Origin of the sequence: Halorubrum sp. SP9 (assembly GCF_005435015.1) — an archaeon.
GTDB classification, from domain to species: domain Archaea; phylum Halobacteriota; class Halobacteria; order Halobacteriales; family Haloferacaceae; genus Halorubrum; species Halorubrum sodomense.
The window spans coordinates 44,157-63,207 of record NZ_SGXU01000014.1 but is presented as its reverse complement, the minus strand read 5'-3'; the positions used below and the strand labels follow the sequence as shown (position 1 = coordinate 63,207).

Genomic DNA, 19,051 nt, shown 5'->3' with positions numbered 1-19,051 from the left:
AACACTGGGGCGCGCCGTTTATAATCCAGGTTCAGAGAGTTAAAGTAGACTATGACGGGACTTCGCGAGCGTCTGCGGAGCGTGTTCGGGCGGGGGGGCGACTCCCGGTCGGTTCCCGACGGCGGCGTCGTCGTCGAGGACTCGCCGGGAGCGGACGCCGTGACGGCCGCGGCCGACGAGTCCGGCGCCCCGGCCGACGGGGCGCACAGCGTCACGGAGGCGGACGGCGCGGACCGGAGCGGCACCCTGGCCGGCGCCGGCTTCGCCGAGGCGTTCAACGCCACGGGGGTCCCGACGTTCATCCTCGACACCGAGGGGAACGTCGCCGAGTGGAACGAGTCGATCGCGGCGCTCACGGGCGTCGACCGCGGGGACGCCCTCGGTCACGGCTACGCCTCGGAGCTGTTCTACCCCGACGGTCGGCGCGCCGACACCCTCGCGGACAAGGTGCTCGACGCGCCCGAGACCGCCGACGAGGCCTACGACCTCGAACGGTGCGGGAGCGCCCGGACCCGCTACCGCGACACGAGCACGATGGTCGACCGACACGGCGACGAGAAGCACATCGAGTTCACCGCGACGCCGATGTACGACGGCGACGAGCTCGTCGGCGTGACGGAGGTCGTTATCGACCGGACCGAGAACGTCAACGAGCGGGAGGCGACGGCGGAGCTGGTCGCCGAGATCCGCACCACGGCCGAGGCGATCGGGGAGGGGGACTTGGAGGCCCGCGCCGTCTGCCGCGAGGAGTGCGAGATCCTCGACGAGGAGCTGTTGAGCGTCATCGATGTCGTCAACCGGATGGCCGAGAACCTCGAGGACCTCTCCGAGAGCGTTCACGAGAAGGCGCGCGACCTCGACGCGACGGTCGAGGAGGCGAGCGCCGCGGCCGCCGACATCGCCGAGAACGTCGACGAGCAGAACGAGCTCTTAGAGGAGAGCGTCTCGGAGATGCAGTCCTTCTCCGCCGGGATGGAGGAGGTGGCCGCGACGGCCGACGAGGTGGACACCGCCGCGGTCGCGGCCGCCGACGCCGCCGACGAGGGGCTCGACGCCAGCGAGGACGCCCGCGAGGCGACCGAGGACGTCGTCGAGATCGGCGACGAGCTCGTCGAGAGCGTCGGCGCGCTCTCCGAGCGCATGGACGACATCGAGGAGGTGATCGAGGTCATCTCCGACGTGGCCGAGCAGACGAACCTGCTCGCGCTCAACGCCAACATCGAGGCCGCCCGCGCCGGCGAGGGCGGCGACGGCTTCGCGGTCGTCGCCGAGGAGGTGAAGAAGCTCGCGGACGAGACCCGCGGCTACACCGAGGAGATCACGGAGAGCCTCGACAAGCTACAGGCGCAGTCCGCGGAGACCACGACCGCCGTCGAGCGCTCTCACGAGCGGATCGAGGACGCGGGCACCGAGATCGAGACGGTTCTCGACTCGCTCGAGGAGATCGCCGACGCGGTCGACGAGGCGGCCGCGGGCGTCGCGGAGGTCGCGCGCACTACCGACGACCAGGCCGCGACCGTCGAGGAGCTCACCTCCTCGCTGGAGGCGGTCCGCGAGCGCTCCGACCGCACGGAGGACGCGACCGATCGCATCGTTGACGCCACCGACGACCAGGAGGCGGCCGTCGACGAGCTGATCGCCCGCGTCGAACGGCTCGACGCGCGGTAACTCCGTCCCGTTCTGGTCCGTCCCGTCCCGTTCTGGTCCGTCCCGTCCCGTTCTGGTCCGTCCCGTCCCGTTCTGGTCCGTCCCGTCCCGTCCCGAACCCCGACGCGTTTCGCCCCTGTTCTCCCGTCCTCGGCCGTCCGCTTCTCCTGTCCCGCCGAACGTTTAACCCCGCTCAACCCCCAGAAATCGTATGTCCGTTACGCCGCCAGGACCGCTCGGCGACCCCCTGTTCGGGAACGGTCGCCAGTTCGCGGACGACCCGTTCGGCTTCCTGCGCGCCTGCGCCGACAGCTACGGCGACGTGGTGCGACTGAACCTCGGCCCGAGAGAGACCTACCTGCTCACGAACCCCGCCGACGTCGAGCGCGTCCTCGTCGCGGACGCCGAACGCTACCGCAAGCCGCAGTTCGACGACGCGATGGACACGCTGCTCGGCGACGGTCTCCTCATGAGCGAGGGGGAGACGTGGAAACGCCAGCGGAAGCTGGCGAACCCCGCCTTCCACAACCGCCGGATCGGCGCGCTCGCCGGCGTGATGGCCGACCACGCCGAGTCGCACGTCGCCGACTGGGACGGCGGCGACGTCGTCGACCTCCAACTGGAGCTGGCCCGGCTCACCGTGCGGATCATCGTCACGGCGATGTTCGGCGCCGACATCTCCGACGAGGAGGTGAAGACGGTCCAGGAGAACCTCGAACCCCTCGGCGCGCGCTTCGAGCCCGACCCCCGCCGGTACCTGATCCCGGACTGGCTGCCGACCCGCGAGAACCGCGAGTTCGACGCCGCCATCGACACGCTCGAATCGGTGATCGACGACATCGTCGCCCGCCGCCGTGGCACGGAGCGCGACCCGAGCGTCGACCCCGCCGGCCCCGACGGGACCGGCGTCCGCGGGCCGCCCGGCGACCCCGACGCCGACCTCCCGATGGACCTGCTCTCCGTCCTGCTCCGCGCCCGCGACCGCGGCGAGCAGACCGACGAGAACCTCCGCGACGAGCTGGTGACGATGCTCCTGGCCGGCCACGACACCACCGCGCTCGCGCTCACCTACGCCTTCTACCTCCTCTCGAACCACCCGGCGGCCCGCGAGCGGGTCGCCGGCGAGGCCGATGCGGTCGTGAGCAGCGGCCCCCTGACCGCGGGCGCCGTCCGCGACATGGAGTACACCGAGCGCGTCCTCAACGAGTCGATGCGGCTCTACCCGCCCGTCTACACGCTGTTCCGCGAGCCGAAGCTCGACGTGAAGCTCGGGGGATACCGGGTCCCCGAGGGCTCCGCGCTGATGGTCTCTCAGTGGGTGATCCACCGGTCCGACCGCTGGTACGACGACCCCGAGGCGTTCGACCCGGACCGCTGGACCCCGGAGCGCCGGAGCGAGCGACCGCGGTTCGCCTTCTTCCCGTTCGGCGGCGGCCCGCGCCACTGTATCGGGAAGGCGTTCTCGCTACTGGAGGCGAAGATCATCCTCGCGACGGTCTGCTCGCGGTTCGACCTGGACTACGAGGGGCCGAGCCTCGCCCTGCGCGGGTCGCTGACGATGCACCCGGACCACCCGGTGCCGATGCGGATCCGCGAGCGCTGAGGGATGACCGACGACGAGGCGGCGTCGTACTGCGCTCGCTGCGGCGAGCCCCTCTCGCGTGGGCTCGTCGCGGGCCAGCAGCGCGCCTGCTGTCTCAACGCGACTCCCATCGCCGGCGTTTGTCCGACGCACGGCCCGGTGGGGCCGCACCACGCGGTCGACGAGCTGAGTGAGAGCGACGGGACGTAGGCGGCCTCGACCGTCGCTCATTTATAAACTACCACCCTTGTGGTCGGCGCGTGCCTCCGAGCGCCCCACGGGCGCGAGGAGCACGCGCGAGGGAGTCAGCCGGCCGGAGCGAAGCGGAGGCCGGCTGACGAGGCTGGGGAGGTGTGAGGCTGTAGTGGCGTGCGGTCGGGCGGGATCCAAAGGGGCAGCCTCCCGGCTGGGGCTTTGGAGATGTTCACCGCCGATCTACGATTTCTCATTTATAAATAAGCGGCTGGCGTTTTGAAACACGCACCGTCGATCGGCCGTCTGCCGGTTATCTGTCGCCCCCGATATCGAAAACGAGTGAGATGCGGTCGTCGGCGTAACTGTTATTCGTACACAATTTCAACACAGACGTATGTCAGAAGCGAGTTCGTCGCCGGAGAAGACGACGGTCAACATCCGAATGACGGAGTCGTTCCTCGCCGACGTCGACGCGACGTGGAAGGACCTCGGATACAATAGTCGGAGCGAGTTCGTGCGCGACGTGCTCCGCGACGCGGTGAAACACCCGGAGTTCGATCGCGCCGACCTCAAGGCGGTCGCCGCGAGCGAAGTCGACATCCAGCAGGGCCGCACCCGCGACAGCGACGCGATCAAAGCCGAGTACGGTAGCGACGGCGACGGCGATCGATGAGCGACGGGTGGGACTGGCGGTTCACCGACCGGTCGGAGCGACAGCTTGCGGCGCTCGACGACCACGCCCGCGACCGGATCCTCTCGAAGCTCGACGAGGTCGTCACCGACCAGTGGCGGGACCCGACCGATCACCTCGAACCGCTCGCCGGCGCTCCGCACCAGAAACTCCGGATCGGTCAGTTTCGGCTCGCGTGTCGGGCAGACCGCGACCGAGAGATACTGTTCGTTGTCGCCATCCGGAAGCGCGGCGGCGACGCGTACCGAGACGACGATTGAACGTCCGGCGCGATCGCCACGAGCGAGGCATCTAGATTTATAACTTTACGCTCGCCGCGACCTCCCGGAACTCCGGGTCCCAGGCGTCGAGCGCGTGGACGCGCCACCGGATCGGGTCGAACTCGGCGCCGACGAGGCCGGCGACCGCGCCCGGCTCGGGATTCCCGCCGCGAGCCAGCGTGATGTGGGGTACGTACTCGTCGCCCTCGATCCCCTCGACCGCGCCGAACGCGTCACAGAGCCGCCGGTGAACCCGGACCAACTCGTCGCTCTCGACGGCCAGGTACACGACCGGCCGCGACCCCGACCGCGGCGCGTCGAAGACGTCGACGCCGGTGACGGCGACCTCGAAGGGGTCGACCCCGGCGAGCGGCCGGCGAAGCCGCTCGCGCAGGCGGTCGACGGCGGCCTCTCTGTCCGGGACCTCTGGCCTCTCCGCTCCCTCACCCTCCTCGCTCCGCACGTCCGCGACGCCGAACCGCTTACAGACGAGCGTGCGGCGCTCGCGCACGCGGTCGAACCCCGACAGTTTCGGGTGGAGATCGGCCGCCAGCCGCTCCACCGCGGTCGGGAGCGGGACGTTGAGGCTGAACACGTCGACCGTCGCCTCAGATCCGGTCAGTCAGGTGTAACGCGATCAGGACGACGAGCGCGATCCCGATCAGCGTCGGCAGCGCGTCGAGCAGCCAGAAGGCGACCTCGAGGACGGCCCCGACGATCTCCACCAGAAGCCACACGACGACGAGCAGCAACACGACTTTCAGGAGGTCGTCGGTGTCGATCTCGGCGCGGTTCATGCTCGGACGAGGGCGCGGCAGCGGTAAAAAGTCGGTGGGTAGCGAAGCGTCCGTTACGCGATCTTCTCGTACTGCTCGGAGAGCTTCTCGGCGGCCTCGTCGAGCAGCTCGGTCTCGTACTCGTCGAGGTCCCACTCGACGACCTCCTCGACGCCGTCCGAGCCCAGCTTCGCGGGCACGCCGAGCGCGGTGTCCTCGTAGCCGTACTCGCCGTCGAGCACGACCGAACAGGGGAGCACCTCGCCGGTGTCGTTCAGGATCGCTTCGACGGTGTGCGCGACGCCGGTGGCGGGCCCCCACTGCGTGGCGCCCTTCCGGCTGATGACGTCCATCGCGGACTCCTGAAGATCCGCGAGGATCTGCTCTTTCTCGTCGGCGTCGAACGACGGGTCGCGGCCGTTCACGCGGACCTTCGAGAAGACGGGCGCCTGCGCGTCGCCGTGTTCGCCCAGGATCGTCGCCTCGACGTTCTTCACGGGCGCGTCGAAGCGTTCGGAGAGGACGTAGCGGAAGCGCGCGGAGTCGAGCCGCCCGCCGAAGCCGACCACCTCGTGCCGGTCGCGGTCGCCCGCCTCGTAGAGGTGGCGGTTCAGTAGGTCGACCGGGTTGGAGGTGGTGACGGTGACGAAGTCGTCGTTGTGCTCGGCCAGCGACGAGCCGATGTCCTCCATGATGGGGGCGTTGTCGCCGGCCAGGTCGATGCGGGTCTGGCCCTCCTGTCGCGGGATGCCGGCGGTGATGACGACGACGTCCGAGCCGGCGGTGTCCTCGTACTCGCCCTGCCGGACGGTCGTGTTCGAGTCGTAGGCGACGCCGTGGTTCGCGTCGGCGGCCTGTCCGATCGTCGTCTCGCGCTGGTCCGGAATGTCGACGAAGACGAGCTCGTCGACCACGTCGCGCAGCGCGAGGTTGTAGCCGGCCGCGGCCCCGACGGTCCCCGCCGCACCGATAACGCTGACCTTTGTCATACCGTGTACACTCGCGTCCGGGCGGCGAGTAAACGTTTCGGAACCTCAGCAACGTCCGTGGCGGTCGTCGCGAAACCCCTAACTCCCGCCGCGCCGAAGCGTCGCCTCGTGCCGACGTTCCGCTACCCGTGTCCGGGCTGTCGGACGACGAACAGCCTCCACGACGCCGACTGCGAGTTCGAGGGCGTGAGCTGGCCCACCGTCGAGAAGGCGTACACGGACCTCCTCTCGGTCCTCACGGCGGAGCCCGAGGGCCTCTCGGAGGCGGCGCTGCGAGACGCGATTCCGGCGGAGTGGGGCGGGCTCCACAAGGCGGCGCTCGGCGCGCTCCGTCGCGACCAGCGCGTCGTCGAGGACGGCGACCGCCTCCGACTCCTCACCGCCGCCGAGTTCAAGGAGCGCGTCTCCGAGCCCACCCGCGACCCGATGCGGACCGTCTACGAGCACGGCTCCGTCCCCGGCTGTCACGACAACGCCGTCTTCGCGATGGTGGCGTGGTACGAGATGGTCGGCCTTTCGTGGCCCGAGACCCGCGAGAACGTGATCGAGTGGCTCCGCGAGTCGGGCGCGTGGGACCGCGGCGGCTTCGAGGAGTCGACGCCGGGAGAGCTCGTCGACGCCAAGCGCCACGTGTACGACGAGGGGTACGGCTGGAAGGAGAAGGGCCAGGCCGCGAAGCGCGTCATCGAACGGCACCTGTAGCGCGGTCCGCTTCGGATTTCCTCTCAGGTCGGCGGTCCGTCCTCACGACCGCGGCGTTCGGACGCCGAACCGGACGACGGACCGGCGGACCGCGTGAGCAACTGGCGGCCCGTCGCCGCGCGACAGTTTTACGCCCGCCGTCGCCGTCGTTCCCACGTATGGCTCTCGACCTCGTCCCGGCGTGGCCCGCCGTCGGCTCGCTCGCGGGCGGGGCGGGAGCGCTCGCGCTCGCGTGGGCGATCCGCGAACACCGCGGCCGTCCCGGGGTCGACTGGTTCCTCGGGGTGTTCGCCGCACAGGCGACGTGGTGTTGCTCCTACGGGGTCGGGCTGCTCGTCACCGACCCGACGCTCCGCGCCGCACTGGAGGCGACGATGTGGCTGGGCGTGATCTGGACCGGGATCGCCTTCCTCGGCTTCGCGTTGGAGTACACCGGTCGGAGCGACGTGGTCCGGAGCCGCCTGTTCGGCGCGATCGTCGGGTTCGGCCTCCTCTCGTCCGCGCTCGTCGCCACGAACCCGCTCCACGGCGCCTTCTGGACCGGCCTCGCGCCCGACCCCGCCTTCGGCGTCGAGACCGTCTCGTACGCGTTCGGGCCGTGGGCGTACCTCACCGTCGCCGCGGAGACGGTCCTCGTCGCCAGCGCCGTCTTCCTCCTCGTCGACACGCTCCTCAGCTACGGGCCGCTGTACCGCCGCGAGAGCGCCGCGGTCGCCCTGAGCTCGCTGCCGCCGGGGTTCGCCTTGGTCGCGTGGACGCTCCAGATCGGCCCGGTCCCGCAGCTCCAGCTCGCGCCGCTGATGTTCGTTCCGCACATGATCCTCGACGCGTACGCGTTCGACCGCGCGGAGATGTTCGACCGGAACCCGACGACCAGCCGCGCCGCCGAGCGCACCGCGATCGACGACCTCCGGGACCCCATTCTCGCGCTCGCGCTCGACCGCCGCGTCGTCCGGCTCAACCCCGCCGCCGAGACGGTGCTCGGCGTCGACGCCGAGACCGCTCGCGACCGCCCGCTCGCCGAGTTCCTGGAGCTGCCGGTCGCCGTCGGTGACGGCGCCGACGCCGCCCTCGTGACCGGTGGGAGCGATCCGGACGACGGCCCCGGCGACGAGACCGATTCCGCCGGTTCCGAGCCCGGGGACGGCGGCTCCCGCGAGACGGTCGAGATCGACTCCGCGGCCGGAACGGGGCGGCGAACCTACGCGGTGTCGGTCTCCCGACTGACCGACCCGAACGGGACCCACGTCGGCTACACGGTCGTCCTCTCCGACGTCACCGAACGCGAGCGCCGCCGCCAGCAGCTGGAGGTTCTCAACCGAATCCTCCGCCACAACCTCCGCAATGACGCCGGCGTCGTCCACGGCTACGGCGAGATCCTCCGCGACCGCCTAGAGGACCCGGAACTGGTCCGGATGGCCGACGCCGTCGAGCGCCGTGCGGGCGCGCTGGCCGCGCTCGGCGAGAAGGCGGGCACCGTCGAGCGCCTCCTCGCTGACAACGATCCCGTCGCTACCGACGTCCGCGAGCTCGTCGACTCGGTCGTCGCCGACGCCCGCGAGCGCGACGACGCGGCGCCCGTCGAACTCGCCGTCGAGGGCGACGACGCCGCGGAGAGCGACGACGCCGGAGACGGCGACTGGACCACGCGGGTCAGGCCGGACGCGCTCCGCGCGGTCGTCGAGAACACCGTGGAAAACGCGATCGACCACCACGACGGCGAGGGGGCCGAGCGCGAGGACGGCGAGGCGTGGGTGCGGGTCGCGCTCCGCCGGGAGGGGGGCGACGGCGAGGGAACGACCGCGGGCGACGCCCGCTTCGTCCTCACCGTCGAGGACGACGGCCCCGGAATCCCGGACCACGAGGTCGAGGCGGTCGAGTCGGGCCGCGAGACGGCCCTCGAACACGGGTCGGGGCTGGGGCTGTGGGTCGTCGCATGGGGCGCCGCCGCGGTCGGCGCCGATGTCGAGTACGCCGACCGGGAGCCGCGCGGGACGCGGGTGACGGTGTCGATTCCGGTCGTAGACGATTTATAAAGCGTGTGCCTCGCCGTACGCCTGTGCCTTCAGGCGATCGTAGCGCTCTCGCGAGTCGAGCACCCACTTGTACTCGAACCCGGGCGGCGGGTTGCCCATCCAGTCGAGGAACGAGCGGGTCTCTTCGACTCCAAAGCGGATCGTTTCGCGGTTGTACGTTGGAGAGAGATCGACCTCCTCAAACAGATTCAAAAGGAATTCCTGACGCTCGTCTCGGTTCCGTATCCGTATCGCGGCTCTAGGCTCACCGTTCTCTTGAACGTCGAGACACCCGTCACAGACGTACCACATCTTCGCGATCCGTGGCGTGAGCGATAGGCTCTCTGGGAACCGCTTCTCGCCGGATCGGTACCATTGACGAAGTGACCGCATGAACGGGTGGGAGCGCGATATGACGGTGTACATATCGTGATAGTTCTCAGCCCTCGCATTTGGGCTGAACCCCGATTCACGGTTATTCTGCGCCAGTTCCGCTGCCGTCTTTTTAAGCGAGACACCGGTACTCAATATCCCTATCTCGTGGTCGAACCACTCCAAGAATTGCTTGTTAACCATCGGGAGACGGAACAGGCCGTGAGAACCGTCGTTCGTCTTCGGGACGGATCCGTCACCCATGAGACAGCCGATGAGGATCTCGCGAAGGTACGTGGGAATCTCGGGGTAGTAACAGCTTCCGCGTGCCCAGTGACTACCGACCCGCTTGAACGACTTTCCGCATCCTAGACACGTTTCCCTCGGCAATTTACTCGCTCTGAATGCGGGGGGCTAGCATATACGTTGCGTTCCCCAGCCCCTCCGCGAAGCCGTAGTGGAGCTTGACGGGGAACTCCTCGCCGAGCTCGACGGTGACCTCTGCGTCGGAGGGGATCGCCTTGTTCATGTCCTTCAGGTAGTCGAGGCTGAACAGCGAGTCGGCGGGGCCGGCGGTGAGCGCGATGAGGTCCTCGCGGTCGAGCTTGAGGTTCACGTCGTCGGTGTCGCCCTCGGCCTCGATGAAGAACGCCTCGTCGGTCTCGTCGACGCGGAGGCGGATGTGGTCGGAGACCATGTCGGCGGCCTTGATCCCGCGGTCGAGCTGGGCGCCCTCGACGACGATCTCGGAGGCGAGGTCGAGGTCCGGGATGTCCGGCTCCTGGCGGATCGAGTCGGGGTCGATGAGCGCGAGGGTGTAGGATAGGCCGTCGATCTCGATGTGGAGCTTGCGGGTCTCCTCGTCGAGTTCGAGGTGGATCAGGTCGCCCGAGTTGGCCATGCCGGCGATGTCCTCCAGTCGGGCGAGGTTGACGCCGATGACGCCGCCGTCGGCGTCGTAGGATTCGAACGCGGCCGCCTCCAGCGTGAGGTCGACCATGCCGACGTTGGCGGGGTCGACGGCCCGGATGGAGAGCTCCTCCTCGTTCAGGCGGATCTTACACTCGTCGACCAACACGCTCACCGAATCGAGCGCGTCCTGAAACGTCGACGCGCCCACGATGGCCTTGAACATATACGTTCAACTTGGGCGGTATCACCTAAAAAGGCACCCGATCGGAACGGCGACCGACCGCTCAGAGCGACCGGACGAGGCGGGCGACGACGACCGCGAGCGTGACGACGGTCCGCCACAGTCGGAGCCGTTCGAGCCGGTATTCGCCCGCGTCGGATCCGTCCGCCTCGTCGCCTTCGTCGTCCGGTCCGCGGTCGCGTTCACAGGTCGCGTCGCCGTCGGGCCGGTCGGGCGGCGGGTCGGTGGCTCGGTCCGGTTCCTCCCGCGGGTCCCGGCCGGACGCCGCCGGCTCACGGGACGGATCAGCCGCGTCGCGGTCGGGTGCCTTTCGATCGGTCGCGTCGTGACCGCCCGCGTCACCGCTCGCGATCTCGTCGGCTGAGTTCGATTCCGCGTCGATGCCCTCGGCCGCTGGCAGTGGCTCGTCGATCATGTGGGCTCTCGGCCGGGGTAGGCCGTACGTGACGATACGAGGTTAATTTATAAATAAACGAGCCGAACGCAAGGCGAAACTGAAACTCGTCCGGGCGGACGGTCCCGGCCGGTCACCGCCCGCCGTTCGGGTCCGGCCTCAGATGAGCGGTTCGACGAGGTCGCGCCCCTCGGCGAGCAGGTCGTCGACGGCGCCCTCGGAGTCGGCCTCCGCGTACACGCGCAGCTTCGGCTCGGTGCCGGAGGGGCGGACGAGCAGCCACGAGCCGTTCTCCAAGAGGAGCTTGAACCCGTCGAGGGTGACGACCTTCGCGACGGGGGAGCCGCGGACGGACTCCGGGATGTGGTCTTCGAGCTCGTCGAGGACGCCTTCCTTCCGGTCGTCGGGGCAGTCGAGCGACACCTTCCCGGCCGCGATGCGGCCGTGCTCGTCGAGCAGGCGGTCGACGCGCGCGTCGAACGGCTCGGCGGCGTGGGTCGCGGCCGCGAGCAGCGCCATCAGCACGCCGTCCTTCTCGCGGACGTGGCCGCGGAGGGTGAACCCGCCCGACTCCTCGCCGCCGAACAGCGCGTCGTGCTCGCCCATCGCCTCGGCGACCCACTTGAAGCCGACCGGCGTCTCGTACACGTCCTCGCCGTGCGCCTCCGCGATGCGGTCGACGAGGAACGTCGTCGAGACGGTGCGGACCGCGGGCCCGGAGTCGGCCTCCAGGAGCCGGTCGTAGCAGGCCGAATAGAAGAGGTTGGCGTCGAGGACGCCGCGCTCGGGCGTGACGACCGCGATCCGGTCGGCGTCGCCGTCGTTGGCGACCCCGAGGTCGACGTCGCTTTGGGGATCGGTCACGCGCTCGGCCAGTTCTCCGAGGTGTTCGGCCGACGGCTCGGGGGAGTCGCCGCCGAAGGTCACGTCGCGCTCGCAGCGCAGGCGGACGACCTCCGCGCCGGCCGACTCGAGGAGGGCGTCCGTGACGCCGCGTCCGCTCCCGTGTATCGCGTCGTACGCGACCGTGAGCCCGGAGAGGTCGACCGCGTCGCCCCCGTTCCCGCTCCCGGCGACGCGCCCGACGACCTCGCGGGCGGCGTCGGCGTGATCGCTCACGAGGTCGACGCGCTCGATCGCCCCGCGTTCGCTTTCGGGGAGCAGGTCCGGCTCCGCGAGCCGCTCGACGACGTCCTCGGTCACGTCCGGGAGCGCGGGGGCGCCGTCGTGCGGGATGAACTTCACGCCGTTGTACTCGGGCGGGTTGTGGGAGGCCGTGATCATACACGCACCGGCGAGTCCGCGATTGACGATGGCGTACGCGATCACCGGCGTCGGCGCGTCGCGCTCGGGGAGCAGTACGTCGAAGCCGTTGCCGGCGAGCACCTCGGCGAGGCTCTCGGCGAACCCCTCCGAGGTCTCGCGGGCGTCGTACCCCACGGCGACCGGCTCGTCGTGCCCCGCCGCGTCGAGGTGGTCCGCGACCGCCTGCCCGACGATCCGCACGCGCTCGTCGGTGAAGGTGTCGAGCGTCGCGCGCCAGCCGTCCGTGCCGAAGGCAATCTGGTCCATGTCGCCCACGTCGGCGGCGGGGACAATAATGCCCGGTGTCGGTCGCGAGGCTTGCGCGAGTGAGCCGCCACTCGCTATTTATAAACGAACGGCGGTGGCGCGTGCCGACGAGCGCCCACAGGGCGCGAGTCGCACGCGCGAGGTCGTCGGGCTTCGCCCGACTGCCAGAGGCGCGTCGCGCCTCGCTGTCGCCGGCGCTACGCGCCGGCTGCCAGAGGGACCTTCGGTCCCTCGCTGGAGTCAGTCGCCGGAGCGAAGCGGAGGCGACTGACGAGGCTGGGGAGGCGTGAGGCGCGGTCCCGTGAGCGACCGGAGGGAGCGAACGGGAGCACGGAAGTCGTAGCCCGCGCAGCGAACGCAGTGAGCGAGCAGGACCGTCTTCCGGCGGTCGCTGTGCGAGGCGGGACTCAAAGCCCCAGCCGTGAGGACGACGCACGCTCGTTGCGCTCCTCACTCGGTCGCTACCGCTCCCTCACTGCGGTGCTTACGTCGCCTGCGTCGTCCTCACGGCTGGGGCTTTGGAGATGTTCGCCGTCGGTCCGTAGTCGGTTAGTTATAAATAGCCGACTGGGTTTAAAAAAGCGAAACGCTCCCCCCAGAGCCGTGGACGAACCGTCGGCAACTGTGATTTCGTTTCTGGACCGCTTCGATCGCCTCCGTTTTTTATTACTCGCCCCCGAACCCGGATTATGACCCGAATCGCGGCCGTCTCCGGCAGTCGGAGTGCGGACAGCACCACGCGGGCCGCGCTCCGCGTCGCGCTCGACGCCGCGGCCGACGCCGGTGCTGACACTGACCTGATCGATCTGGCCGCCGTCGACCTCCCGCTGTACCACCCTGAGGAGGACGCGCAGGGGGACAGCGAGGAACTGAAGCGCCGCGTTCGCGAGGCCGACGGCGTCCTCGCCGGCACGCCCGTCTACCGCGGCTCCTACTCGTCGACGTTCAAGAACTTCCACGACTTCTGCGGCTCCGACGAGTACGCGAACACGGCCGTGGGGCTGCTCGCGACCGCGGGCGGTGGGTCGTACGGCGGCACGCTCGAACACCTCCGGTCGACGTTCCGCAACGTCCACGCGTGGACGGTGCCCCACGAGGTCGGGATTCAGGGCGCCTCCTCGAAGGTCGAGACGGTCGCGGCCAGCCCCGACGGCGAGCCGCGGATCACCGACGAGGACCTCCGCGGCCGCACCGAGCGACTCGGGCGAGTCGTCGTCGAACACGCCGAGCGGATGCGGGAGTGACGCGCCCGCGGTCGCGCCCGCTCCCGGCGCCCCGCGAGCCGTCGGGCTTTTGCCCCGCTCGCCGCTACGACGCACATGACCGAACCGGGTGACGACGACCGTGTCCGCTAACCGGAAGGGGGACCGCCGCGAGCGCGAACTGGTGAACGCCCTAGACGAGGCCGGGTTCGCCGTGATGCGCGCGCCGGCCAGCGGCTCCGCCACGGAGCGGGAGCTGCCCGACGTGCTCGCGGGCGACGGCGAGACGTTCTACGCCATCGAGGCGAAGTCGAGCGCGGGCGACCCCATCTATCTCACCGGCGAGGAGGTGGAGGCGCTGCTGTTCTTCGCGCGGAACTTCGGCGCGAAGGCCCGGATCGCGGTGCGGTTCGACCGCGAGGACTGGTTCTTCTTCCACCCGGGCGACCTCTACACCACCGACGCCGGCTCGTATCGGGTGAAGAAGGAGAAAGCGCTCGCGGACGGCACCGACTTCCCGGAGTTCGTCGGCGAGACGGAGAAAGTGACGCTCTCGGAGGTCGGCGAGGGCGACGAGGGCGGCGACGACGCGACCGACCCGGAGACCGAGGAGCGCCGGACGATCCTGGAGGCCGTTCGGGACGGCCACATGCCGGTCGAGGACGCGCTCGACGTGTTGTAGCCGGACGGAGCGGCTCTCAGTCGGACTCCTCCCTCGCGTCCGCGGCGTATTCGTTCAGGTCGTCGGCCAGCGTCTCCGCCTGCTCGGGGGTCAACCGAACCCGGTCGGCGTGCGGCGGCACCGCGTCGACGCCGACGGTGTCCAGTTCGACGCTCAGTACGACGCGGTCCGGCGACTCGTCACCCACGGCGACGTCCACGACCCCGTCGAGCGACAGGGCGGTCTCGTGGGTCTCGACCTCCGCGGCGACGAGGTCGAGCGTCGTGTACGCGTTCACGGTCGTGATTCTGTTTGACATAGGGTTGGTGCTGTGGCGGCTCCGTCCTCAGTCGTCGGCGGTCGGCTTGGTCCGGTTCGGCTCCTCGGCGCCGACCTCGTCGGCGACCGGCGCAAGCGCGACCGCGCACTGCTTGTAGTTCGGTTCGTTCGACCGCGGGTCGGTGGCCGAAAGCGTCAGCTCGTTCGTCTCGGCGCGGTGGATCGGCAGCCAGACCGTCCCGGTCGGGACGGCCGCGTCGGCGGTCACGCGGACGCGGATCGATCCGCGCCGCGAGGAGAGGCGCGCGGTCTCGTCGGGTTCGATTTCCGCCTCGTCGGCCGACGCCCTCCCGTCGTTCACCGCCGCGACCGTGTCCGGGTTGACTCGCGCGACGATCGGCGAGTCCGCGTCCCCGTCCCGCGACCGGATCCCGGTGTTGTACCCGTCGGGCTCGCGGCCGGTCGTCAGCGTGAGCGGATACGACTCGTCGACCGGCTCCGGCACCTCGGCGTGGGTCCCGGTCGAGAACCGCGCGCGGCCGGAGGGCGTCCGAAACGACCAGTCGCCGTCGTCGCGGTAGCGGTAGCCGCCCTCCGACTTCGCCGACGGAGCAGGCCAGCGGACCGCGCGCTCCTCTCGGAGTCGGTCGTAGGAGATCCCGGAGCAGTCGGCGTCCGTCCCGGCGGTCAGCGCGGCGAACTCGTCGAACACGGCCTCGGGCTCCGTCGCCGGGAACAGCCCGGGAACGAGCGCCTCGCCGACCGACGCGACGATGTCGAGGTCGGTCCGCACGGCCGGCGCGAGCTCCGAGGCGGGCCGGACGCGCGAGACCCGTCGCTCCATGTTCATCGCCGTGCCGTCGGACTCCCCCCACGTCGCGGCCGGGAGGACGACGTCCGCCAGCTCGGTGGTGTCGGTGTGGAAGGCGTCCTGGACGACGAGAAACGCGTCCCGGAGGCGCTCGCGGGCGGCCGACGCGTCCGGGAGCCCCGCGGCCGGGTTCGTCGCGACGGCCCAGACGGCCTCGACGGGCCCGTCGTCGACCGCGTCGACGATGTCGACCGGTCCCGGGCCGGCGTCGTCGGGGAGGCGCTCGACGGGCACGTCCCACGCCTCGGCGATCGTCCGCCGCTCGTCCGGGTCCTCGAACGGGCGCATCCCCGGCCACGACCCCTTCGACGAGCAGACGCGCGTCCCCATCGAGTTGGCCTGTCCCGTGAGCGAGAACGGGCCGCTTCCCGGGCCCATGTTGCCGGTCGCGAGGCAGAGGTCGATCAGCGCGCCGGCGGTGGCGGTCCCCTGCGCGCTCTGGTTGACCCCCATGCCCCAGTAGACGAGCGTCGGGTCCCGGAGCGCGTCGGCGAGCGCGTCCACGGCCGCGAGCGGGACTCCCGCGGTCGCCGCGGCCTCCGCCGGGTCGGGGAGCTCGGCGCGGAGCGCATCGAAGCCGGTCGTCGCTCTCTCGACGAACGCCCCGTCCACCTCGTCGCGCTCGACGACGCGGGCGAGGACGGCCCGAGCCAGCGCGAGGTCTGTGCCAGGCTCGGGCGCGACGTGTCGATCGCCCTCCGCCGCGGTCTGCGTCTCGACGGGGTCGACGACGATCAGGCGGCTCCCGTCCTCCGTCGCGCTCTCGACTATCCAGCGGAACAGCACGGGGTGGGCCACCGCCGGGTTCGCGCCCCAGACGACGTGGGTCGTCGCGCCCTCGATATCGTCGTACGTCGGCGGGGGCGCGTCGCTCCCGAACGCGTCGTCGTACGCGGTCACGGCGCTCGCCATACAGAGGGTGGTGTTCGCGTCGTAGTGACGCGTCCCGAAGCCGCCCCGGGCCAGCTTCCCGAGCGCGTAGGCGGCCTCGTTCGTCTGTTGCCCGCTCCCGAGCACCGCGAGGCCGTCGCGGTCCCGGTCCAGTACGCCGCGGAACTCGTCGACGATCCGCGAGAGCGCGACGTCCCACGTGGTGCGGCGGAGCTCGCCGCCGGTCCGGACGTACGGCCTCGTCAGCCACTCGCCGTCTGGGTTCTGCGTCTCGTCGATGCCGCGGGCGCAGGCGAGGCCGCGGTTCGTCGGGTGGGCCACGTCGCCCCGGACGCCGTCGATCCCGTACCCCGAGTCGACCCGCCCCGTGAGGTGGCCGCAGCCGACCGCGCAGCGCATACAGGTGGTCGGGACGGGGTCGTTCACTCCGCACCCCGCTCCGTCTCGTCGCCGGTCGGCTCCGCCGGGAACAGCTCCGGCGCGACGTCCATCGACGCCACCGGCGTGGCCACCTCCTCATCTGCGCCCGAACGGGGCCCCTCGCCGGTGCGGTCGCGGGCGCGCTCGGCGGCACGAGTCCGGGACCGCTCGGCGGGCCTCTCGGCGCTCCGGTCAGTCATCGCTCTCCGTCGCCGTCGGCGTCCCGTCGGCGTCGGTCGGCGCGGGCCCCTCCCCGTCGGCGAACGGGTACCACGACCGCTTCGCATCGTGGAGGCAGGGGTCCTCGTAGTCGGTCTCCTCGGGCTCGGCCAGCTCGACGAGCGCCGCCTCGCCGGTCGCCTCGACCCACTCCCGGAACGTCTGCCCCGCCTCGCGGTCGGCCGCGAACGCGTTCAGGAGGTTCCGCAGCAGGCCCGGCACCTCGTCGGCCGGGACGCGCTGCCTGATCCACTCGACGAAGGAGGGCTCGGGGCCGATCCCGCCGCCGACGCCGACGTCGATGGCCTCCACCATCTCGCCGTCCTTCCGCGCCCGCATCCCCTGGAAGCCGATATCGGCGGTCATCGCCTGCCCGCAGTCGGCCGTGCAGCCGGAGTAGTGGATCTTGATCTGCTCGATGTCGTCCGGGAGCTCCACGTTGGCGCGCAGCCACCGGAGCATCGCCGCCGTCCGGGCCTTCGTCTCCGTCAGCGCCAGCGAGCAGAACTCCGTGCCCGTACACGCCATCGCCCCGCGGGTGAACACGCTCGGTTCGGGGCTGTGGGTGTCGAGCAGCTCGGCGTCGAGCAGGTCGTCGAGCTCCGACTCGGGCACGTCCAAGATCAGCGGGTTCTGCCGCCGCGTCAGCCGCATCTCGCCCGAGCCGTGCGCCGCGGCGAGGTCGGCCAACCGGACCGTCTCGGCGGCGGTCAGGCGTCCGATCGGCACCGCGAGGCCGACGTAGTAGCGTCCGTCCGTCTGCTCGTGGACGCCGACGTGGTCGTGTTTCCCCTCGGACGGCGCCTTCCCCGCGTTGTACGTGTACTCGTCGCGGAGGTCATCGCCCGCGCGCCGGAGGTCGAAGTCGACGTACGACGCCTGGAGGCGCTCGCGGATCGCGTCCGTGCCCCGCTCGTCGACGAAGAAGCGGCTCCGGTTCTTCTGGCGGTTCTCCCGGTCGCCGTGGTCGAAGTACAGCTCGACGAACCCCCGCACCACGTCGTACGCGTTCTCGGGCGTGACGAACACGTCGAGGCTCCGCGCCCGCCGGGGCTCGCGGCCGCCGAGGCCGCCGCCGACGCGGACGTTGAACCCCCGCACCGCCTCGCCGTCGACCGTCTTCTCGGCCGGTTCGAGGCCGATCCCGTTGATCGAGTCCTGCGCGCACCCCTCCCGGCAGCCGGTGACGCTGATGTTGAACTTCCGGGGCATGTTCGCGAGGTCGTCGTCGGCGCGGAGCTTCGCCGTGATCTCGTCGAGCACCGGCTGCGCGTCCACGAACTCGTGTTCGTCGCGACCGGCCACCGGACAGCCCGAGATGTTCCGCATCGTGTCGCCCCCCGACGAGCGCGACGAGAGGCCGACGCCTTCGAGCTTCTCCCAGATCGCCGGGACGTCCTCCAGCTTGAGCCAGTGGAGCTGGATCGACTGGCGGGTGGTGAGGTCGATCCACGCGTCGCCGAACTCCGGGTTCGAGGCCGGCCCCCGCGCGTACTCCGCGGCGACCTCGCCGACGGCGCGCAGCTGTTCGGCCGTGAGCTGCCCGTTCGCGTTCGCAAGCCGCAGCATGAAGTAGCTCTCCTGGCCGGAGCGCTGGTGGAAGACGCCCCAGAACTTGAACCGGGAGAACCACATGTCGCGCTCGTCCTCCGGGATCGACTCCCACCCGGCCTCGGCGAACTCCAGGATCTTCTCCCGGACCTCGTCCCCGTACATCCCCTCCTTCCACGTCTCCTTCTTGTTCGTCACGCGGTCCCACCCGAGTTACCGGTCCGAGCCATTGACGACGAATTTCCAATTATCTTCGTCATTTGTCTGAATATCGCATAAGTATCGCCGCATAAAGTGTTGTCTCTTTAATAAAAACGAAAAATACGCGCGCTCTCTTCAGAGTGCGGCACTTCGTCCGTTCGCGACGGATAATTGCGGAGTAAGAGGTACGAATTTATAATTCTCGGAATTATTTGGGTTAGAAGAACTCGTATCGGAAATTCGAGATCGAACGCCGATATTGGGTAAGGACATCTAATCGATAGGGAGACCTTCCATCTTTGTCGCGTAGAACCCACCAGAAACGCGATACAACGCGGTCTTTGATGACAGACAACAGTTATCCGTCGCACAGGCCATCGTGTATCCAGTCGAAATGATTCCCGACGA

General features: G+C 69.9%; 20 protein-coding genes. 9 read left to right on the top strand and 11 right to left on the bottom strand.

Annotation, left to right across the window (positions count from 1 at the left end; all coding sequences use genetic code 11):
• Window positions 1–51: 51 nt before the first annotated feature.
• The 5 genes from EXE45_RS10055 to EXE45_RS10035 all read left to right on the top strand — a co-directional run bounded on the left by EXE45_RS10055 (window position 52) and on the right by EXE45_RS10035 (window position 4,375).
• Window positions 52–1,668: a methyl-accepting chemotaxis protein gene (locus EXE45_RS10055; protein WP_092919342.1), complete on the top strand. Its 1,617-nt coding sequence runs from the start codon at window positions 52–54 to the stop codon at window positions 1,666–1,668.
• A 190-nt stretch (window positions 1,669–1,858) separates the two neighbouring features.
• Entirely contained in the window at window positions 1,859–3,250 is a 1,392-nt protein-coding gene (locus EXE45_RS10050; protein WP_137694240.1) for a cytochrome P450, read from the top strand.
• Window positions 3,251–3,253: 3 nt separating this feature from the next.
• Window positions 3,254–3,439: a hypothetical protein gene (locus EXE45_RS10045; protein ID WP_137694239.1), complete on the top strand. Its 186-nt coding sequence runs from the start codon at window positions 3,254–3,256 to the stop codon at window positions 3,437–3,439.
• Window positions 3,440–3,818: 379 nt separating this feature from the next.
• Entirely contained in the window at window positions 3,819–4,097 is a 279-nt protein-coding gene (locus EXE45_RS10040) for a ribbon-helix-helix domain-containing protein (RefSeq protein ID WP_092919348.1), read from the top strand.
• Window positions 4,094–4,375 carry a type II toxin-antitoxin system RelE/ParE family toxin gene (locus EXE45_RS10035; RefSeq protein ID WP_092919350.1) on the top strand — a complete coding sequence of 94 codons (282 nt, stop codon included), beginning with the start codon at window positions 4,094–4,096 and terminating at the stop codon, window positions 4,373–4,375. The genes EXE45_RS10040 and EXE45_RS10035 overlap by 4 nt, the downstream gene beginning before the upstream one ends.
• 37 nt (window positions 4,376–4,412) lie before the next feature.
• On the opposite strand, the gene EXE45_RS10030 is transcribed toward EXE45_RS10035, so the two are convergent.
• From EXE45_RS10030 to mdh, 3 genes are read right to left on the bottom strand one after another with little or no spacing between them, the layout of a single operon-like run.
• Complete coding sequence (locus EXE45_RS10030) at window positions 4,413–4,970, bottom strand: 2'-5' RNA ligase family protein (RefSeq protein WP_137694238.1); 558 nt, start codon at window positions 4,968–4,970, stop codon at window positions 4,413–4,415.
• 13 nt (window positions 4,971–4,983) lie between these two features.
• Entirely contained in the window at window positions 4,984–5,172 is a 189-nt protein-coding gene (locus EXE45_RS10025; RefSeq protein WP_092919354.1) for a hypothetical protein, read from the bottom strand.
• Window positions 5,173–5,225: 53 nt separating this feature from the next.
• A complete protein-coding gene (gene mdh / locus EXE45_RS10020; RefSeq protein WP_092919356.1) occupies window positions 5,226–6,140 on the bottom strand; it encodes a malate dehydrogenase in 915 nt (304 codons plus the stop codon).
• Window positions 6,141–6,248: 108 nt separating this feature from the next.
• Between mdh and EXE45_RS10015 the strand changes: the two genes are divergently transcribed.
• A complete protein-coding gene (locus EXE45_RS10015) occupies window positions 6,249–6,842 on the top strand; it encodes a hypothetical protein (RefSeq protein WP_092920463.1) in 594 nt (197 codons plus the stop codon).
• Window positions 6,843–7,000: 158 nt separating this feature from the next.
• Complete coding sequence (locus tag EXE45_RS10010; RefSeq protein ID WP_092919358.1) at window positions 7,001–8,878, top strand: histidine kinase N-terminal 7TM domain-containing protein; 1,878 nt, start codon at window positions 7,001–7,003, stop codon at window positions 8,876–8,878.
• Here the strand turns inward: EXE45_RS10010 and EXE45_RS10005 are convergent.
• The 4 genes from EXE45_RS10005 to EXE45_RS09990 all read right to left on the bottom strand — a co-directional run bounded on the left by EXE45_RS10005 (window position 8,873) and on the right by EXE45_RS09990 (window position 12,348).
• On the bottom strand, window positions 8,873–9,619 hold the full coding sequence (locus tag EXE45_RS10005; protein ID WP_137717991.1) for a hypothetical protein: 747 nt from the start codon (window positions 9,617–9,619) through the stop codon (window positions 8,873–8,875). The two genes, EXE45_RS10010 and EXE45_RS10005, sit on opposite strands and share 6 nt — an antisense overlap.
• 1 nt (window position 9,620) lies before the next feature.
• On the bottom strand, window positions 9,621–10,364 hold the full coding sequence (locus EXE45_RS10000; protein WP_092919362.1) for a DNA polymerase sliding clamp: 744 nt from the start codon (window positions 10,362–10,364) through the stop codon (window positions 9,621–9,623).
• 61 nt (window positions 10,365–10,425) lie between these two features.
• Window positions 10,426–10,797, bottom strand: coding sequence for a hypothetical protein (locus EXE45_RS09995; protein ID WP_092919364.1), 372 nt, complete (start codon window positions 10,795–10,797; stop codon window positions 10,426–10,428).
• A 138-nt stretch (window positions 10,798–10,935) separates the two neighbouring features.
• Entirely contained in the window at window positions 10,936–12,348 is a 1,413-nt protein-coding gene (locus tag EXE45_RS09990) for a phosphoglucomutase/phosphomannomutase family protein (protein ID WP_137694237.1), read from the bottom strand.
• Window positions 12,349–13,037: 689 nt separating this feature from the next.
• On the opposite strand from EXE45_RS09990, the gene EXE45_RS09985 reads away from it, so the two are divergent.
• Window positions 13,038–13,592 carry an NADPH-dependent FMN reductase gene (locus EXE45_RS09985; protein ID WP_137694236.1) on the top strand — a complete coding sequence of 185 codons (555 nt, stop codon included), beginning with the start codon at window positions 13,038–13,040 and terminating at the stop codon, window positions 13,590–13,592.
• A gap of 88 nt (window positions 13,593–13,680) precedes the next feature.
• A complete protein-coding gene (gene hjc, locus EXE45_RS09980) occupies window positions 13,681–14,232 on the top strand; it encodes a Holliday junction resolvase Hjc (RefSeq protein WP_092919370.1) in 552 nt (183 codons plus the stop codon).
• A 16-nt stretch (window positions 14,233–14,248) separates the two neighbouring features.
• Here the strand turns inward: hjc and EXE45_RS09975 are convergent, their stop codons facing one another.
• The 4 genes from EXE45_RS09975 to EXE45_RS09960 are packed head-to-tail and all read right to left on the bottom strand — an operon-like array spanning window position 14,249 to window position 18,640.
• Window positions 14,249–14,530, bottom strand: a complete 282-nt coding sequence (locus EXE45_RS09975) for a DUF6360 family protein (RefSeq protein WP_092919372.1) — start codon at window positions 14,528–14,530, stop codon at window positions 14,249–14,251.
• A 27-nt stretch (window positions 14,531–14,557) separates the two neighbouring features.
• Complete coding sequence (nasA, locus tag EXE45_RS09970) at window positions 14,558–16,678, bottom strand: assimilatory nitrate reductase NasA (RefSeq protein WP_137694235.1); 2,121 nt, start codon at window positions 16,676–16,678, stop codon at window positions 14,558–14,560.
• Complete coding sequence (locus tag EXE45_RS09965; RefSeq protein ID WP_137694234.1) at window positions 16,675–16,872, bottom strand: hypothetical protein; 198 nt, start codon at window positions 16,870–16,872, stop codon at window positions 16,675–16,677. The genes nasA and EXE45_RS09965 overlap by 4 nt, the downstream gene beginning before the upstream one ends.
• Complete coding sequence (locus EXE45_RS09960; RefSeq protein WP_137694233.1) at window positions 16,865–18,640, bottom strand: nitrite/sulfite reductase; 1,776 nt, start codon at window positions 18,638–18,640, stop codon at window positions 16,865–16,867. The genes EXE45_RS09965 and EXE45_RS09960 overlap by 8 nt, the downstream gene beginning before the upstream one ends.
• Window positions 18,641–19,051: the final 411 nt, after the last annotated feature.

Bases quoted from the DNA above. Each gene is read 5' to 3' on its own strand.
- EXE45_RS10055 (WP_092919342.1), top strand. From the start codon at position 52: ATGACGGGACTTCGCGAGCGTCTGCGGAGCGTGTTCGGGCGGGGGGGC.
- EXE45_RS10050 (WP_137694240.1), top strand. From the start codon at position 1,859: ATGTCCGTTACGCCGCCAGGACCGCTCGGCGACCCCCTGTTCGGGAAC.
- EXE45_RS10045 (WP_137694239.1), top strand. From the start codon at position 3,254: ATGACCGACGACGAGGCGGCGTCGTACTGCGCTCGCTGCGGCGAGCCC.
- EXE45_RS10040 (WP_092919348.1), top strand. From the start codon at position 3,819: ATGTCAGAAGCGAGTTCGTCGCCGGAGAAGACGACGGTCAACATCCGA.
- EXE45_RS10035 (WP_092919350.1), top strand. From the start codon at position 4,094: ATGAGCGACGGGTGGGACTGGCGGTTCACCGACCGGTCGGAGCGACAG.
- EXE45_RS10025 (WP_092919354.1), bottom strand. From the start codon at position 5,172: ATGAACCGCGCCGAGATCGACACCGACGACCTCCTGAAAGTCGTGTTG.
- mdh (WP_092919356.1), bottom strand. From the start codon at position 6,140: ATGACAAAGGTCAGCGTTATCGGTGCGGCGGGGACCGTCGGGGCCGCG.
- EXE45_RS10010 (WP_092919358.1), top strand. From the start codon at position 7,001: ATGGCTCTCGACCTCGTCCCGGCGTGGCCCGCCGTCGGCTCGCTCGCG.
- EXE45_RS10000 (WP_092919362.1), bottom strand. From the start codon at position 10,364: ATGTTCAAGGCCATCGTGGGCGCGTCGACGTTTCAGGACGCGCTCGAT.
- EXE45_RS09995 (WP_092919364.1), bottom strand. From the start codon at position 10,797: ATGATCGACGAGCCACTGCCAGCGGCCGAGGGCATCGACGCGGAATCG.
- EXE45_RS09990 (WP_137694237.1), bottom strand. From the start codon at position 12,348: ATGGACCAGATTGCCTTCGGCACGGACGGCTGGCGCGCGACGCTCGAC.
- EXE45_RS09985 (WP_137694236.1), top strand. From the start codon at position 13,038: ATGACCCGAATCGCGGCCGTCTCCGGCAGTCGGAGTGCGGACAGCACC.
- EXE45_RS09975 (WP_092919372.1), bottom strand. From the start codon at position 14,530: ATGTCAAACAGAATCACGACCGTGAACGCGTACACGACGCTCGACCTC.
- EXE45_RS09965 (WP_137694234.1), bottom strand. From the start codon at position 16,872: ATGACTGACCGGAGCGCCGAGAGGCCCGCCGAGCGGTCCCGGACTCGT.